The organism is Leifsonia sp. Leaf336 (assembly GCF_001423695.1).
GTDB lineage: Bacteria > Actinomycetota > Actinomycetes > Actinomycetales > Microbacteriaceae > Leifsonia.
Window position 1 is genome coordinate 764,979 of the sequence record NZ_LMOZ01000002.1, and the last position, 15,339, is coordinate 780,317.

General features: G+C 66.7%; 12 protein-coding genes. 5 read left to right on the forward strand and 7 right to left on the reverse strand.

Annotated elements, in window-relative coordinates; translation table 11 throughout:
* Positions 1-2: 2 nt before the first annotated feature.
* The 3 genes from ASF88_RS12485 to ASF88_RS12490 all read right to left on the reverse strand — a co-directional run bounded on the left by ASF88_RS12485 (position 3) and on the right by ASF88_RS12490 (position 3,818).
* The gene (locus tag ASF88_RS12485) at positions 3-470 is read right to left on the reverse strand and encodes a hypothetical protein (protein WP_055920393.1); all 468 of its coding nucleotides are present in this window, start codon (positions 468-470) and stop codon (positions 3-5) included.
* 545 nt (positions 471-1,015) lie between these two features.
* Positions 1,016-2,050 carry a DNA cytosine methyltransferase gene (locus tag ASF88_RS20130; RefSeq protein WP_082518939.1) on the reverse strand — a complete coding sequence of 345 codons (1,035 nt, stop codon included), beginning with the start codon at positions 2,048-2,050 and terminating at the stop codon, positions 1,016-1,018.
* A gap of 130 nt (positions 2,051-2,180) precedes the next feature.
* Complete coding sequence (locus ASF88_RS12490) at positions 2,181-3,818, reverse strand: DUF262 domain-containing protein (protein ID WP_055918793.1); 1,638 nt, start codon at positions 3,816-3,818, stop codon at positions 2,181-2,183.
* A 218-nt stretch (positions 3,819-4,036) separates the two neighbouring features.
* Between ASF88_RS12490 and ASF88_RS12495 the strand changes: the two genes are divergently transcribed.
* Both ASF88_RS12495 and ASF88_RS12500 read left to right on the forward strand, forming a co-directional pair.
* Positions 4,037-4,618 (forward strand): PadR family transcriptional regulator, encoded by a 582-nt coding sequence (locus ASF88_RS12495; RefSeq protein WP_055918796.1) that lies wholly within the window; start codon positions 4,037-4,039, stop codon positions 4,616-4,618.
* Positions 4,619-4,622: 4 nt separating this feature from the next.
* A complete protein-coding gene (locus tag ASF88_RS12500) occupies positions 4,623-6,344 on the forward strand; it encodes an ABC1 kinase family protein (RefSeq protein WP_055918799.1) in 1,722 nt (573 codons plus the stop codon).
* Between the two features lie 91 nt (positions 6,345-6,435).
* Here the strand turns inward: ASF88_RS12500 and ASF88_RS12505 are convergent, their stop codons facing one another.
* Positions 6,436-7,278, reverse strand: a complete 843-nt coding sequence (locus tag ASF88_RS12505; protein ID WP_055918803.1) for an SDR family NAD(P)-dependent oxidoreductase — start codon at positions 7,276-7,278, stop codon at positions 6,436-6,438.
* A 107-nt stretch (positions 7,279-7,385) separates the two neighbouring features.
* Between ASF88_RS12505 and ASF88_RS12510 the strand changes: the two genes are divergently transcribed.
* Complete coding sequence (locus ASF88_RS12510; RefSeq protein ID WP_055918807.1) at positions 7,386-9,719, forward strand: glycoside hydrolase family 5 protein; 2,334 nt, start codon at positions 7,386-7,388, stop codon at positions 9,717-9,719.
* A gap of 46 nt (positions 9,720-9,765) precedes the next feature.
* Here ASF88_RS12510 and ASF88_RS12515 read toward each other — a convergent pair whose 3' ends face one another.
* A complete protein-coding gene (locus tag ASF88_RS12515) occupies positions 9,766-10,620 on the reverse strand; it encodes a CPBP family glutamic-type intramembrane protease (RefSeq protein WP_055918810.1) in 855 nt (284 codons plus the stop codon).
* 99 nt (positions 10,621-10,719) lie between these two features.
* Between ASF88_RS12515 and ASF88_RS12520 the strand changes: the two genes are divergently transcribed.
* Complete coding sequence (locus ASF88_RS12520) at positions 10,720-11,346, forward strand: TetR/AcrR family transcriptional regulator (RefSeq protein WP_235493430.1); 627 nt, start codon at positions 10,720-10,722, stop codon at positions 11,344-11,346.
* Positions 11,347-11,393: 47 nt separating this feature from the next.
* Positions 11,394-13,043: an MDR family MFS transporter gene (locus ASF88_RS12525; RefSeq protein ID WP_055918816.1), complete on the forward strand. Its 1,650-nt coding sequence runs from the start codon at positions 11,394-11,396 to the stop codon at positions 13,041-13,043.
* 386 nt (positions 13,044-13,429) lie between these two features.
* Here the strand turns inward: ASF88_RS12525 and ASF88_RS12530 are convergent, their stop codons facing one another.
* Both ASF88_RS12530 and ASF88_RS12535 read right to left on the reverse strand, forming a co-directional pair.
* The gene (locus ASF88_RS12530) at positions 13,430-13,792 is read right to left on the reverse strand and encodes an META domain-containing protein (protein WP_327063243.1); all 363 of its coding nucleotides are present in this window, start codon (positions 13,790-13,792) and stop codon (positions 13,430-13,432) included.
* On the reverse strand, positions 13,789-15,300 hold the full coding sequence (locus ASF88_RS12535; protein ID WP_082518940.1) for a leucyl aminopeptidase family protein: 1,512 nt from the start codon (positions 15,298-15,300) through the stop codon (positions 13,789-13,791). The genes ASF88_RS12530 and ASF88_RS12535 overlap by 4 nt, the downstream gene beginning before the upstream one ends.
* Between the last annotated feature and the right edge of the window lie 39 nt (positions 15,301-15,339).

Consider the following 15,339-nt stretch of genomic DNA (forward strand, 5'->3'; position numbering starts at 1 on the left):
TGTCATAGCGCCACCGTGAAGGCGAACGCCTCCACGCCAGTTGGCGCCGCCCAACCCAGGTCGCTAGCCAGCGACAAGGGGGCGCCTCGAGAGTTCCTGAGCTGGACAACTTGTTCCGCCGCGGTCTCGTCCGCGACCGAACGATCGAAGATGCACACCACGACGGGAACAAGGATGCCGTTCAAGTACCGGATTGCTGCCTGCCCATCAAGGATCACGAGGTTAAGGTCTTCGGGCAGGGAGGCCAGCTGTTCCCCGAAACCCGCTGACGAATATATGCGAGTGAACCAGGTCGCCGATTTGTCGGTCTTAGGGAGAAGGAGAGTTTCGATCGCGTCACCGTCCGCGTCGTCGCCTCGGGCGAGGACGCCCTCGAGGTCGTCGAGAATCCAGCTCTTGGTACCGACGATGGCAACGTCGGCGGCAGGAGCGACGAGCCGCCGCTCCCAGTCTCGATCGACGCCAGTCATGCGACCGATGCTGCCCAATGGCGGGCGCGGCATCTTCTCCGCGGGGTCCGCTTCGGCAACCGGCGCGACCGCAGCCATCCGATCCACGGCCCACTGCCCCGCCAGCGTGACTCTTGGTGGTCGGTGCGATTCATCAAGACCTTGAAACCGACCCGAGATTACGTGCGTTGCGTTCACGGCACGGTAGTTCCGCCCAGGCAGCGCTTCCCGAAGCCTTATAAGCGGATCCGTGATTGTCTCGGCCGGTGGGCGACAGACTGTCCACCCGGTGCCTACTAAAACGGCCGCGAATTCACGACTAGGCACCGAAAGGGCGACTATCAACTGGCGTCCACTATATGTCTGAGCTTTCCGCGACAACCGAGTCCCAAGGGCGAGAAGGGGCCCAATCCACGGGGATCGAATTGGCTCGGCATCGCGACTTTCGGCAAGGCTGAGCAGCACTGCCGGACCCGGCCTAGCCCCCGCCTCAACCATGAATCCCCCGCTCGCAGTCCACCCTAGCGATGACCTTCGACATCACGGTCGTGGTAACTCCGGGCGTGTCATGCTGCGTCAGCAACAGTTCCTTCCGCGGCGCTCCTAAGCGCCGTGGCAACAGCAGCAGCCAGCGATCGGGCGACGGGCGGCGGGACAGCGTTCGAGATTTGCTCCACCTGCTGCGACAGAGTTCCCTCGATTACGAATGACGTGGGGAATCCCTGAAGCAGCATCGCCTCGAAGATGCTGAGTCGACGAGTTCCGTCAGGGTGCACGTGGATTTCACGGTGTCCGTAGGCTACGGTCGGGCTTGGTTTGTCCCAAGAAAGTCGACGGAAACTTCGCGTAGGTGCCGGGCTCAAGCCCTCGCCAGAAAACCGCCTGGATACGGGCTTCATAGTCCAGTGGTTCGGATGCTCTGGAATGTCATCAACTAGCAGATCTCGCGCGAAGAACGCGGGTGCCGGGAGGTGACCGATAGCTCCGCGGACTGTGAGGTCCGCCTCCGTTGCGTGAAGCGGTACGAATGTCTTTGCAGCAGTTTCGTCCTTGAATCCCGAGATGATGACTCGAGTGCGAGTCTGTGGCACGCCATAGTCGAGAGCTGAGTGTTCCGCGACTCCGGCCGTGAGTTCAAGGTCCTTGAAGCGCCGCATGATGCCCTGGAAGGTGACCGCGTGCTTCGCGTCACGGATGCCCATTACGTTTTCGAAAAGAACGAATTGGACGTCATACAGCTGTTGTAGGGCTTCAACGATTTCCAGGTAGAACGAGGGCATCTGGTTACGAGGATCGTCGGCATGCGACTTCGGGTTCGCTCGCGAAAATCCCTGGCACGGCGGTCCGCCGATAACACCAATTGCCTCACCCTTTCGGAGTACCTTCTCAATCTGACCAAGCACGATGAGCTTGCCCGTCGAGGTATCCCGGTCGGTGATATCCACGGCGACCGAGGTCGTCCTCGGGAAGTTACGGCGGTGGGTTTTGATTGCGGCGGCCATTCGATCAACAGCGAAGACGATCTCGTAGCCTTGATCATGAAACCCGAGGTCGAGCCCTCCCGCACCTGAGAACAGACTCACGATGCGAGGCAAGGTCATCCGAGTGCTCCTTCGATCCTGCCGGCAGCCCGAGGGGGCCATTTTTCTCCAGCGTAGTGCCGAAGACTGCGCAGGCCCGGCCATTCCAGCGTGTCATCCGAACGGACTGAGTCGTTGAAGGCGCGCCGCGTCAAAACGGTCCAAGTACCCCCTGCGCAAAAGACTCAGTGCGCTCTTTGATCACAGTCGGTGTCCACTCCATGAAGGCGAGCGTTTCGAGGCTCCTTGGGTAGTCAGACACGCGGGGCGACAAGTACGTCGCTTTTTTATCCTCGAATTCCTTATTTTGCGCGGACGAGTTCTTCCCTTTGCTCAAGAGAACGAGATTCCCAACCGAGTGGACGAGCTCCCTGGCTTGTTCCTCCGTAAAATCGGATAGCCATCGACTCCCGATTCTCGGCGTCTGCGGGAGCACGTCCTCAATGGACCGCGGGGCGAACTCTCGGGGCGCGCCCAGTTCAGCGACCTGAATCTCAGCGCGCACAAGGAGGTACTTGGCGAAGCCAGCCCCATAGAAGTTTGCGCTCCGGCACGCCTTCTGAACTGCGTCCAACGGGACCGCAAATGATTCGATGACGGCAGCAGCGTGGGGCGAAACTTCAATCGTCTTGAGAATCGCAGTGTAGGCCGAGTACCTCTCGTCTTTACGAACACCACGAACCCACTGGTCGACAAAAAGGCGCTCGATTGCTAAGACAAAGTCCATCATCGACACCGTGCCATACTTTCGCGCGTAGGCCAGGATGCACGCCTTCCACTCGCTTGCTCGGAACTCGCCAACCATTGCGTGCATCAGGGTCTTGAATCGCGCATGATCGGGGCCGGCAACTAGATAATCGCGACTAATGAAAATGGCGTCCCACAAGTCCACGAACTCACCCAGTTCGTCGATGAAGTTCACACCCGCCGACGGGCGAGCCTTGTTCGCATAGACCCGCTTCTCGAATTCATGGAGCAGGTCACCCTCGGGCTTGTCCTGCACATAGACAAGTCGGAGCGCAGCGAAGAGGCTCTCGAAGTCCCCTTCGCCCAGAGCCTCCTCGAAACCCTCCCATTTGCGCGCATATTCCTCGCGTAGAGCGGTATCAGCGATCACCCCTGGGCTCAAATTGACAGCCTTCAGCACATCGATCCGTCGCAGCTGCTTACCGCGATCATTTACCACGGTAAAGAGACGGAAGGCGTCATCAAAGCTCGCCGCCGCTAGGTAAATGACGACAACATGCTGAACGATGAACTCGACCAAATCATGCAGATAGTCCTGACTTTCGTTGCCGAGTGCGTCGCGAAAAATAGCAACGGCCGCGCGATACCGCTGGTCGACACTCGTTTGGAGCGGCTCATCGGATTCGAGGTCCGATGTGCCACCGAGCGATGTCACGATTTTGCTGTACGGCGCCGAGTCGCGGACGAAGATTCGCGGCCTTGACGAGATCTTCAGGAACCTCTTCTCCGGCTGCACAAGCATGTCTTGAACTTCAGCGGCATCCGATTCCAAAAGATCACGGAGGACAGCGAGGAGGATCGATAGCGCGGTAAGCCGCTGCTGTCCATCTACGACGTCGAAGGTATCCGCGGCCGTCTCATGGAGTACGAGCGTCCCTAGGAAATAGTCATTCTCTCGGTTGGCCTCCATCAAGTCCTCAATGAGATCCGAAAGCTGATCCTTGTCCCACGAGAAGGGGCGCTGGTAGTTGGGAATCGAGAAGAAGAATCCCTCCGCAAATAACTTGCCGATGCGCACGGTCGCGCTATCTAGCTTCGCCATTCCGACCCCTCTCGGCGCTCGCTAACAATGCGCAAGCTGACTTTAGCTGATAACGCACGGCACCAATCTCCGCGGCGCTTGCAGGTGAGCTGGGGCCATGATCCCCTTCAGGCCGGGCCCGGGCATCACACAGCAGATGGGCAGGTAGAGGTCTCCCATTTCTCCCCCGAACGATATATCGTGAACTATCGTTACCCGCTTCTCCCGAGGAGGACATCATGAGCGGAACATTCACCGGTGGCGGCGGCTGGGGCGCCAACATGAACCCGGACAACCTGTGGCAGGCGTTCGATCAGCTCAGGTCGCAGTTCGAGAAGAAGGTCGGCACGCGGATGGGGCGTGGGGATGTGCGGTCCGCCGTCCTGGCGCTGCTGGCCGAGAAGCCGATGCACGGCTATCAGATCATCCGCGAGATCGAGGAGCGCAGCGGGGGGAGCTGGAAGCCGTCCGCCGGGTCGGTCTACCCGACCCTCCAGTTGCTCGCCGACGAGGGGCTGATCACGGCCGAGGAGTCCAACGGGCGCAAGACCTACGCGCTCACCGAAGAGGGCAAGGCTGCCGCCGAAGAGGCTGGGCCAGCGCCCTGGGACACGGACAGCGAGCGAGAAAGCACCCGCAGCCGCGGCCCGTTCGGCGGCGGCCACAACCCCTTCGACGGCGACCTCCCGAAGGCCGGCATGGCGCTCGCCCAGGCGGCGGCGCAGGTGCGGCGCACGGGCACGCCCGAGCAGATCAAGGAGGCGGTGACCGTCCTGGAGGACGCGCGCCGCAAGCTCTACTCGATCCTCGCGCAGGACTGACGGGGTGGCGGCCCCGGCCACACGCAACACGGCGGGCGCGGGGGATACCCGCGCCCGCTACCGCCGCATCCTGCGGTTCGCGGCACGCAACCTCATCCATATCTGGTGGTACGACCTCTTCCTGCCGCGCATCGGGCTCGCCCGGTTCAGCGAACGCGGCCGCACCAAGCGGCTGACCGCGTTCGCGCGGCGCTTCCACGACCTCGCGGTCGAGCTCGGCGGGCTGATGATCAAGGTCGGGCAGTTCATGTCGTCGCGCCTCGACGTCCTCCCGCCCGAGATCACGAAAGAGCTCGAAGGGCTGCAGGACGAAGTGCCGGCAGTTCCGTTCGACGCGATAGCAGCGCTGGCCGAACGAGAACTCGGCATGCCGCTGGACCGCGTGTTCGAGAGCATCGACCCGGTTCCGGTCGCCGCGGCCTCCCTCGGCCAGGCGCACCGGGCGCGGCTGGCGCAGGCCGACCGGGAGGACACGGGGCTCGAGACGGTCATCGTCAAGGTGCAGCGGCCGGGCATCGACGCGATCGTCGACGTCGACCTCGCGGCCCTGCGGCGGGTGGGAGGCTGGCTCAAGCGGGTGCGGGTCGTGGCCGACCGGGTCGACATGCCGGCCCTCGTCGAGGAGTTCTCGGTGACCTGCCTCGAAGAGATCGACTACCTCCACGAAGCCCGCAGCTGCGCGCGGTTCGCCGACGACTTCGCGCACGATCCGCGCGTCGCCAACCCGGAGGTGGTGTGGGAGCGCACCACCCGGCGCGTCCTCACGCTCGAAGACGTGACGGCGATCAAGATCACCGACGCGGCCGCTCTGCGTGCGGCCGGCATCGACCCGGCGCACGTGGCACCGGTGTTCGCGTCCGTGATGTTCGACCAGTTGTTCACGAACGGCTTCTTCCACGCCGACCCGCACCCGGGCAACATCTTCGTCACGCCACGCGTGCCCGACCCGGCCGAGGCGATGGACGCGACGACCGCGCATCCCTGGAAACTCACGTTCATCGACTTCGGAATGATGGGGGAGGTCCCCGACAGCACGCGCAGCGGTCTCCGCAAACTACTCATCGCTGCGGCCTCCCGCAACGGCAAGGGACTCGTCGACGCGATGCGCGACGTGGGGGTGTTGTTGCCGAGCTCCGACACGAGCGAGCTCGAACGGGCGATGACGCAGCTGTTCGCGCGCTTCGGCGGCATGGGGTTCGCCGAGCTGCGGGAGGTCGACCAGCGCGAGTTCCGCGACTTCGCCATCCAATTCGGCGACGTCATCCGGTCGCTGCCGTTCCAGCTGCCCGAGCACTTCCTGCTCATCATCCGGGCGATGTCGCTCACCTCCGGCGTCTGCAGCGCGCTCGACCCCGACTTCAACCTCTGGGACTCGATCGAGCCCTACGCCACCCAGCTCCTGCGCGACGAGAGCGGCAACGTCATCCAAGACGTGCTCAAGGAGGCCGTCTCGATCGCTGGTGTCGCGGTGCGGCTTCCGAAGCGCCTCGACACCGTCATCACGCGCATCGAAGAAGGCGACTTCGCGGTCAAGACGCCCGACCTCGACCGGCGCATCGCGCGGCTGGAGCGGGTGACACGGCGGCTCATCGGGGCGGTGCTGTTCAGTGCGCTGCTGGTTGCCGGGGCGGTGCTGCTGCCCACGGTGCTGCCGCTCGGGATCGTGCTGATGAGCGTCTCGGTCCTCCCGCTGCTCTACACGCTCGTCGGCGGGCGACGGCGGTAGTCGCGAGCCGTCGAGGGGCACGTTAGCGCCCCAAAAACGCGAGTTCAGGGGCGTTTGCGTGCCCCTCGGAGACGAAGAGCCACCACGGAGGTCAGGCGGCGCCGGTCACCCAGTGCGCCGTCACGTGCTGCACGTGCGCGCCGTCCAGATCCGACAGCTTCACGCCGGCGAAGCGACGCGCGGCCTCCGACGTCTGCACGCGGGCCGGCGGATTCTCGGAGGTCAGCACCCCAACGATGACGTCGGCCACACCCTCCGGAGTCTGTGCATTCGCGGGGTCGAACGCGGCGGCGGTGCGCTCCAGGTAGGCGTTCAACGCGCCCTCGTACGGCGTCCCATCGACTGAACGCTGCCCGCCGACGTTGGCGACGAACTCGGTCGTCACGGCGCCGGGCTCGATCACGCTCACGCGCACGCCGACGGTCGCGGCGACCGGGGTCAGCGACTCCATGAACCCCTCGACGGCGAACTTGGCCGCGCAGTACGCCTCGTTGAACGGCTGGCCGACGACGCCTCCCACGCTCGACACGCTGACGACGCGGCCACTGCTGGCACGCAGCAAGGGCAGGAACGCCTTCGTGAGAGCGACGACGCCGAAGAAGTTGACCTCCATCACGGCGCGCACGGCCTCCACCGACTCGAGCTCGATCGTGCCGAGGTGGCCGGCGCCCGCGTTGTTGAGCAGGGCGTCGAGGCGTCCGTAGGTCGACTCCACATACGAGACGCAGGCCGCGATGGAGGCCGGGTCGGTGACATCCAGCGGCTGCAGATCGAGCGTCACGCCGGCAGTGGAGGCCGCGGCGCGCAACGCGCCGGAGCGGCCCAGGTCGCGCATGGTGGCGACGACGGTGAACCCGGCGCGGGCGGCGGCGACGGCCGAGGTCAGGCCGATGCCGGAGGAGGTGCCGGAGATGAGAAGGATCGATTGGGTCACGATGTCATCCTCCCACCGTGGCCAACTTGACACTCAGTGCCGAATCCCGCATTCTGTGCTGGCTGCCACCGTCGGCGGCCCCCTGCATGTCGTCACGATGGAGTGTCATGAAGTCGGTCCGCCGTCCTCTCGTCGCGGTGTCCACCGCACTGGTCCTGGTCATCCTCCAGGCGGTCGCCGACCCGACCGGGCTGCTCGCGCTGGTCGGCTGGTCGGGCGCCCAGCCGACGATCACGGCCGGGGTCTGGCCGTTCGCTCCCTACCTCGTCTACCTCCCGGTGCTGCTCGGGATGGTCTGGTGGGTGACGCTGCGCGCCGGCCAGCGCTACTGGACGCTGGTCGCCGGTGTGGTGCTGGCCGCACTGCTGGCGCAGGCGCTCGCGTGCCTGGTGATGACGGGCAACCTGGCGATCAGCGCCTGGGCCGCCGGGTACGTGACGGCCAAGGCGGTGCCGGCCGCGCTGATCGTGGCGGCGTTCGCCCGCTGGTTCGGCGGGCCGACGACCCGGGAGGCGTACCGCTGCGGTCCTCCGTGGATCCCGGCGGCGCTCTTCGCGGCCGCGGCCCCGCTGCTCGCGGGCGAGTGGTGGACGAGCGCGGCGTACGCACCGGGCGTGCCGGTCGCGCGCCCCGACCGCGGGCCCCTGTCGGTCATCGTCGCCGTACTGCTGATCGGGCTCGCCACCGTGCTGTGCCAGCGGTGGATGCGGCGGCGGGTGCCGGGCGTGCTGGGCGGCTGGCTCGCAGCACTTGTCGCGGGAGGGCTGGTCGGCCTGGTGCAGGCGATCGTCGCGTTCGCCGTCGACGGCGGGTTGAGCGGAGACCTCTGGCCCGGGATGGCCGCATACGTGGCGTTCGCCGACGGACTTTCGTTCGGCGCGTGCGTGGGCTGGATCGTCGGTGTCGGAGCGCTCGTCGTCGAGCGCATCCCTGCCGCGGGGAGGGTGCGCGTGGCTCGGCTGTCGGCGGCGGCCATCGTGGTGGTAGCGGTCGTGGCCGCGCTCGCGGTGCCGGCGATCGCACCGGCGTCGGCCAGCGCGACAGACGCCGCCGCGCCCGCGGGCTTCCTCCGCGCCTCCGGAACCACCATCACCGACGGCCGCGGCGACCAGGTGCTGCTGCGCGGCGTCAACGTCAACCAGCTCGTCGACTTCTACCAGCCGAAGGCCGGCGTCCCGGCGACGCGACCGCTGACGGAGGCCGACTTCGCCGGCATCGCGGCGCAGGGATTCAACGTGGTGCGCCTGAACCTCTCGTGGTCGGCGCTCGAGCCGACGCGCGGCGTGCTCTCGAAGGCCTACCTCGCGAAGGTGCAGGAGGCCGTGAGGTGGGCGCGCCAGCACGGCATCTACATCGTGCTCGACATGCACCAGGACGGCTGGTGGAACGGCGCGACCCCCGCCGGCACCGATTGCCGGCCTGGCACCGACCCGATGTGGGGCTACGACGGCGCACCGGCCTGGGCGACGATCACCGACGGCGCGCCGCGCTGCCAGTTCACCGGGCGCGACATCTCTCCCGCGGGCGACCGGGCCTTCCAGAACTTCTACTTCGACACGGCCGGGGTGCAGTCGGCGCTGGTCACGACGTGGGGCAAGCTGGCGGCGATCTTCCGCGACGAACCGACGGTCGCCGGCTACGACCTCCTCAACGAGCCGGGCTTCGGCGAGACCGCGCCGGTGACCACCTCCTCCCTCCTCGGACGGTTCTACGACCGGGCGATCGGCGCGATCCGCGCAGTCGGGTCGCGGCAGCTGGTGGTCGTCGAGCCGAGCATCCTCTGGTCGGGGCTCGGCTTCGACACCGGGCCGACGCCCGGGTTCACGACGGACGGGAACATCGTCTTCTCGCCGCACCTCTACGCCGAGTCGATCACGATGGACCGCTCGCTCGGCCTCCCGCCGATCGTCTCGCTCGAACGGCAGTTCACCCTCGCCCAGCGCGTCGCCGCCGAGTACGACGCTCCGCTGTGGTCGGGGGAGTACGGCTACTGGGGCGACACGAAAGACGTGGACGCGCGGCTCACGCGCTACGCGGCGGCCGAGGACGCGAACCGGCTCGGCAGCGCCTACTGGGTCTGGAAGCAGGCGTGCGGCGACCCGCAGAACGGCATCGGTCCGACGGGCAACGGCCTCCAGGTGCAGAACTGCAGCACGGGAGGCGACGCGGCGCCCCGCACCGACCTGCTCTCGGTTCTGAGCCGCGCCTACCCGCGGTCGGCACCCGGCACGCTCACGATGCTCACCGCCAAGGGGCGCGACCTGCTGCTCACCGGCAACGCCGGGCACGACAGCTGCGGGCTGGAGGTGTGGGTGCCGGGCGCGCCGAAACCCGTCGTCCATTCCACCGGCGTCACGGCGATCGCGACCTCCTCGACGCCGGGAGGCTGGCTCGTCACCGGGTGCGCCTCCGGCCGCTACACGCTCAACACGAGCGGCTGAGCCGCCCGGCCCTCGGGCCAAAAGGGTCGCTCAGGCCGCCGGTCGCTCAGGCAGGCAGGGGCGCGACGGGCTGGAGTTCGCGTGGCCGCACGCGTCCGCGCACGGCGAAGATCGCCACGATCGTGATCGCCAGGTAGATGTACGTGGAGATCCCGGCGAGGCCCGCGAGCGGACTGACGGTCGTGGTCGCCGAGTCGACGCCGCCCGACGCCAGGATGGTCGACGGGTCGGTGACGGCGTGCAGCAGCATCGGCCAGATCAGGCTGCCGGTGACGCGCAGCGTGAGGTACATCGCCACGCCGAACACGAAGGTGAAGGCCATCGTGACGGCGACCGTCATGATGGGCTGGCCGCTCAGGACGTTGGTCGCGTGCAGCAGCGCGAAGATGAGCGACGAGAGCAGCATGACGACGCGCTCGGAGTAGCCGCCGCGGCGCAGGAGGTCGACGGCGAAGCCGCGGGTGAGGAGCTCCTCCGCGAAGCCGACGAAGAGCCCGGTCACGTAGACCATCACGAGCACCCCGACGTTGTAGCGGGAGTAGTCGGTGCCGAGGATGCGCAGGACCGCGGCGACGAGCACGATCGCCGGCGCGATCCACATCCAGCCGCGGCCCCGGATGGGCTGCCGGCCGAACAGCTCGCGCAGCCATCCGAGCGACGCTCCGAACACGATCAGCAGCACCGATCCGACGATGATGGCCAGCGCGATGCCGAAGAACACGCTCTGCACGGTCGCGAGGATGTCCTTCTTGTCGATCTGCGAGCCGAAGAGGGTGCCGATCAGCCAGCCGGTGCCGAGGTAGAGGCCCAGGTAGACGCCGGCGACGAGCGCGGCTTTCCACCACCCTCCGCGGTTCCAGAATCGTCGCCAGCCGGACTCGGTTCGGGAGGTGTCGGTCACCCGGCGACGGTATCGGACGGGCGGGTCCGTCGTCCAGTTTCCCCGGCGCGTCGGCGTTTCACATTGCACTTTCAGCTAAACAGTGCAAACTTGCACTTTGTGAGTGAGAGTGCAATCTCCGGTGCGATGTCCACCCGGGAGCGGCGCAAGGCCGAAACCGCGCAAGGGCTGAAAGACGCGGCCCGCCGGCTCACGATCGAGCACGGTCTCACCGGCTTCACGATCGAAGAGCTGTGCGAGGAGGTCGGCGTCTCGCGCCGCACCTTCTTCAACTACTTCGCCTCCAAAGAGAACGCCGTCATCGGCGTGCCCGTCGACCTCGACGAGTCGGGCGCCGCCGAGAGGTTCGCGGCCGCGGGCGCCCGCGGCCTCCCGCACCTCGTCGACGACCTGATCGCGCTGCATCTCGACCGCTGGTCGTTCGGCGGCATCACTGCCGCGGAGGTCGCGCAGCTCATCCGGGCGTTCGAGCGCGAGCCGCGCCTGATCGGGCACATGCTCCAGGTCGCCGGAGAGGGCGAGCGCGGCGACATCGAGCTCGTCGAGCGCCGGGAGGGCCTCGCCCCCGGCGACCTCCGGGCCGCCGCCGCCGTGCAGCTCGTCGGCGCGATCATGCGCACCAGCGTGGAGCAGTACTTCAAGCACCACGACGACGGAGGCCGACCGACGGACGACCTCCCCACGATCGTGCACCGCCGCCTCGAGGCCGTGCGCCGGCTCTTCTAGGCATCACCCCCAGCATCAGCACACAGAAACAAGAACGAACGGACACCATGACCACCGCAACAGCGCCGGCCCCGATGCTGCTCACCAAGCGCCGCATCTGGATCATCTTCAGCGCCCTCATCGCTGGGATGCTGCTCTCCAGCCTCGACCAGACCATCGTCTCCACCGCCATGCCGACCATCGTCGGCGACCTCGGCGGCGTCTCGAACCAGGTCTGGATCACCACCGCGTACATCCTCGCCACCACCATCGTGATGCCGGTCTACGGCAAGCTCGGCGACGTGCTCGGGAGGCGGTGGCTGTTCATCGCGGCGATCGCGATCTTCACGGCGGCCTCCATCGGCTGCGCCTTCGCGGGCGACTTCTGGACGTTCGTCGTCTTCCGCGCTCTGCAGGGTCTCGGCGGCGGCGGTCTGATGATCCTGTCGCAGGCGATCATCGCCGACATCGTGCCCGCCAACGAGCGCGGCAAGTACCTCGGCCCGCTCGGCGCGATCTTCGGTCTGTCGGCCGTCGCCGGTCCGCTGCTCGGCGGCTTCTTCGTCGACCACCTCACGTGGCAGTGGGCGTTCTACATCAACATCCCGGTCGGCATCGCCGCCCTCGTCATCGCGATCTTCGCGCTGACGCTGCCGACCAAGAAGGCCACGCAGCCGATCGATATCCTCGGCATCCTGTTCCTCTCGATCGCGACGACGTGCCTGATCTTCTTCACCGACTTCGGCGGCGACAAGGCCTACGGCTGGGGCTCGCTCGCGACCTGGGCATGGGGCGTCGGTATGCTGGCTGCCGCCGTCGCGTTCGTGATCGCGGAGGCGAAGGCCAAGGACCCCATCATCCCGCTCTCGCTCTTCAAGAACCCGATCTTCATCAACGCGACCGCCATCGGTCTCGCCTTGGGCATCGGAATGTTCGCGGCCATCGGCTTCGTGCCGACCTTCCTGCAGATGTCATCGGGCACCTCGGCCGCGGCCTCCGGCCTGCTGATGATCCCGATGATGGTCGGCCTGATCGGCACCTCCATCCTGTCGGGCGCGCTGATCACCCGCACCGGCCGGTACAAGCTGTTCCCGGTCCTGGGCACGATCATCACGGGCATCGCGATGGTGTGCATGACGACGCTCGCGGCCTCCACGCCGATCTGGCTGATCTGCGTCTACCTGTTCGTCTTCGGCGCCGGCCTCGGCCTGATCATGCAGGTCGTCGTGCTGGTCGTGCAGAACGCGGTCCCCGCCGCGCAGCTCGGCACCGCGACCTCCACGAACAACTACTTCCGCGAGGTGGGCGCGGCCCTCGGCACCGCGGTGTTCGGAACGCTGTTCACCACGCGGCTCACCGACAACCTGACGGCGGTGTTCACGAAGGCCGGAGCCTCGGCCTCGGATGCGGCCGGTGCGACCTCCACTCTGAGCCCGGAGGCGCTGAACAAGCTCCCGGAGGCCGTGCACACGGGTGTCGTGAACGCCTACGCCGACGCTCTCGCCCCGGTGTTCTGGTACCTGCTGCCGTTCATCGCGGTCGCGTTCCTGCTGGCGCTGTTCCTCAAGCAGATCCCGCTGTCGGAGCAGTCGGGACTCGTGGCCCGCGGCGAGGCGATCGGCGGCGAGGAGGCCGAGCGCCTGGAGGCCGAGCGGCGCGAGGCGGAGCGCGCCCCCGCCCCCGCCGACGCCGACCTCGTGGACTCCTCACCCCAGTAGCACTCGACGATCGAAGGGCACGTCGTTGTCCCCCTCGCGCGCCGAAGGGGACGACGACGTGCCCTTCGGCGGTCAGGCCGTGCCGGCGGGAGGGCGACCCGAACGAGGGCGGCGTACTCGGGCTTCGCGAGGTGGAGGCCCCCATTCCTTCAACGAACGACTGACGCGGCGCACCGACCGTTCGACGGCGAGTTCTGCCTCGTCCGTGCTGACCGCGAGGCCGTCCGCGGATTCCGGAGCTCCACACCCGTGGACCGCTCCGGTGGCGTGCCCGATCACGGACTATGGCCGGGACTGTCTCGGCCCGGTGATCCGGAGTGATCGCGAGACGATGCCGTCAGCTCTGGGCGTACACCGTCGAACTGGCGGTGTCCTCAGCCGGGTGCTCAGCGGGAGAGCGTTCCGATTTTGGTGCCGGACGAATTGAGGACGCGCATGGTGGTTCCGGAAACGGTCGCTGTCGCCAAGTTGATCAGCCAGGTGTCCACCCCGCGGCATGCCATGCGCGTGGACGCGACCTCCCCGAACGTCACTGTGTTTCCCGCTTTACTCCAGGTTCCGTGTAGCCGGTTGCATCCGTCTGTGCCTGACAGGGAGCCGTCCGCTTCAAGGACGAGCTGCGGCTCGCCCTCCGCGGACGAACCCCAGGTACCGGCAGGAGGCGCTGCAGCGGGACCGCACCCCGTCAGTATCAGCGTCGTGGCGAGTGCCGTGATCGAGACCAGTGCCATCCGGTGTGAACGCGTCATGCTGCGTCCTTTTGTGTGAACGTGCGAGCGGTCTCGAGCAGAATCCGTGCTCCGAACCCGGTCGCGCCAACGGTCCGCCAGGAGTCGTCCTTCTCCGCGTGCATGGTGCCGGCGATATCGAGGTGCACCCAGGGGGTGTCGCCCACGAAGTGCTGAAGGAACAGTGCAGCGGTGGTGGCACCGGCGTAGGGGCCGCCGAGGTTGGCGATGTCGGCGATGGAGGAGTCCAGCTGCTGACGGTACTTCGTCTCCAGCGGCAGCTGCCACAGCGGTTCATCGACGACGGCGGATGCCGCGCGGACCAGGTTGATCGTTCGAGGGTCATTGCCGAAGATCGGGGCGGTCGATGCGCCGAGCGACACCAACGCCGCACCGGTCAGCGTCGCGATGTCGACGATGGCATCCACAGCGGCCTCGTTCGCGAGCACGAGCGCGTCCATCATGACCAAGCGCCCTTCGGCGTCGGTGTTCTTCACCTCGACAGTGGTTCCATCGCGTGCGGTGAGAACATCACCGAGTTTGTATGCCGTGCCGGACGGCATGTTGTCGGTGCACATCAGCCAGCCGGTCACCCGGGTGCGCACTCCGCTGTCGCGCAGCCCGGTGAACGCGCCGAGCACCGCAGCGGCGCCGCTCATGTCCATCTTCATAAGCAGGTGCATAGGGTCGCTCGGCTTCAGGCTGATACCGCCCGAATCGAACATGATGCCCTTGCCCACGAGCCCCAGATGACTCGTCGCACCCTCCGGCGCGTAATCGAGCTTGATCATCCTAGGCTCCTCCGTCGAGCCCTGGTTCACACCCAGAAGGCCTCCGCAGCCGAGCTCGGTGAGCGCCTGCTTGTCGAATAGTTCCACCGCGAACCCGAATCGAGCGCCGAGCTCGACGGCGATCTCGCCCAGGTTCGTTGCGGTCAGGTGACCGGGAGGTGTGTTCGCCAGATCCCGGGCGACGATGGCGGTGCGGGCCGATACGAAGGCGGCAGCGATGGCGAGGTCCGCGCCGTCCGTGTCCGGCACGTCCAGCGCGAACGAGATCAACGGAACGTGTGTCGAAGCTTTTTTCAGCGCCGTGTAGCGGTAGCCGGCCAAGAGCGCGCCCTCGGCGGCTGCACGGATCGCGGAGAGCGCGTCGACGCCGGCCAGGTCGTCGACGCGAAGGGTGAGCGTGGCTCTGCGGGATGCGGTCCGGACGAGGGATGCGGCGGCGTCACGGAAGACAGTTGCGTCGACATCGGCACGGGGTCCGAGACCGATCGCGACCAAATCCGGCCCGGAAGCCTGCGGCAGTAGCAGGGACGAGCACGCCTTCCCCTCGAATCCGGCGTTTGCGAGGTCCGCGCGATCGAACCCGAGGAATCGTGGCACGTCGGCGTCGGAGTATACGCCGACGCCGATCGCCTCGGCATCGGTCTGTGTGCCGACGATCACCGACACCGCATCCAGGGCGTCGAGCCCAGGAATGGTGGCGAAATCGGTCGGGATCACCGTGTTCTGCCTGCTGGTCATGCCATTGCTCCTCTGACGACGATTGGCGGGGTCACGATT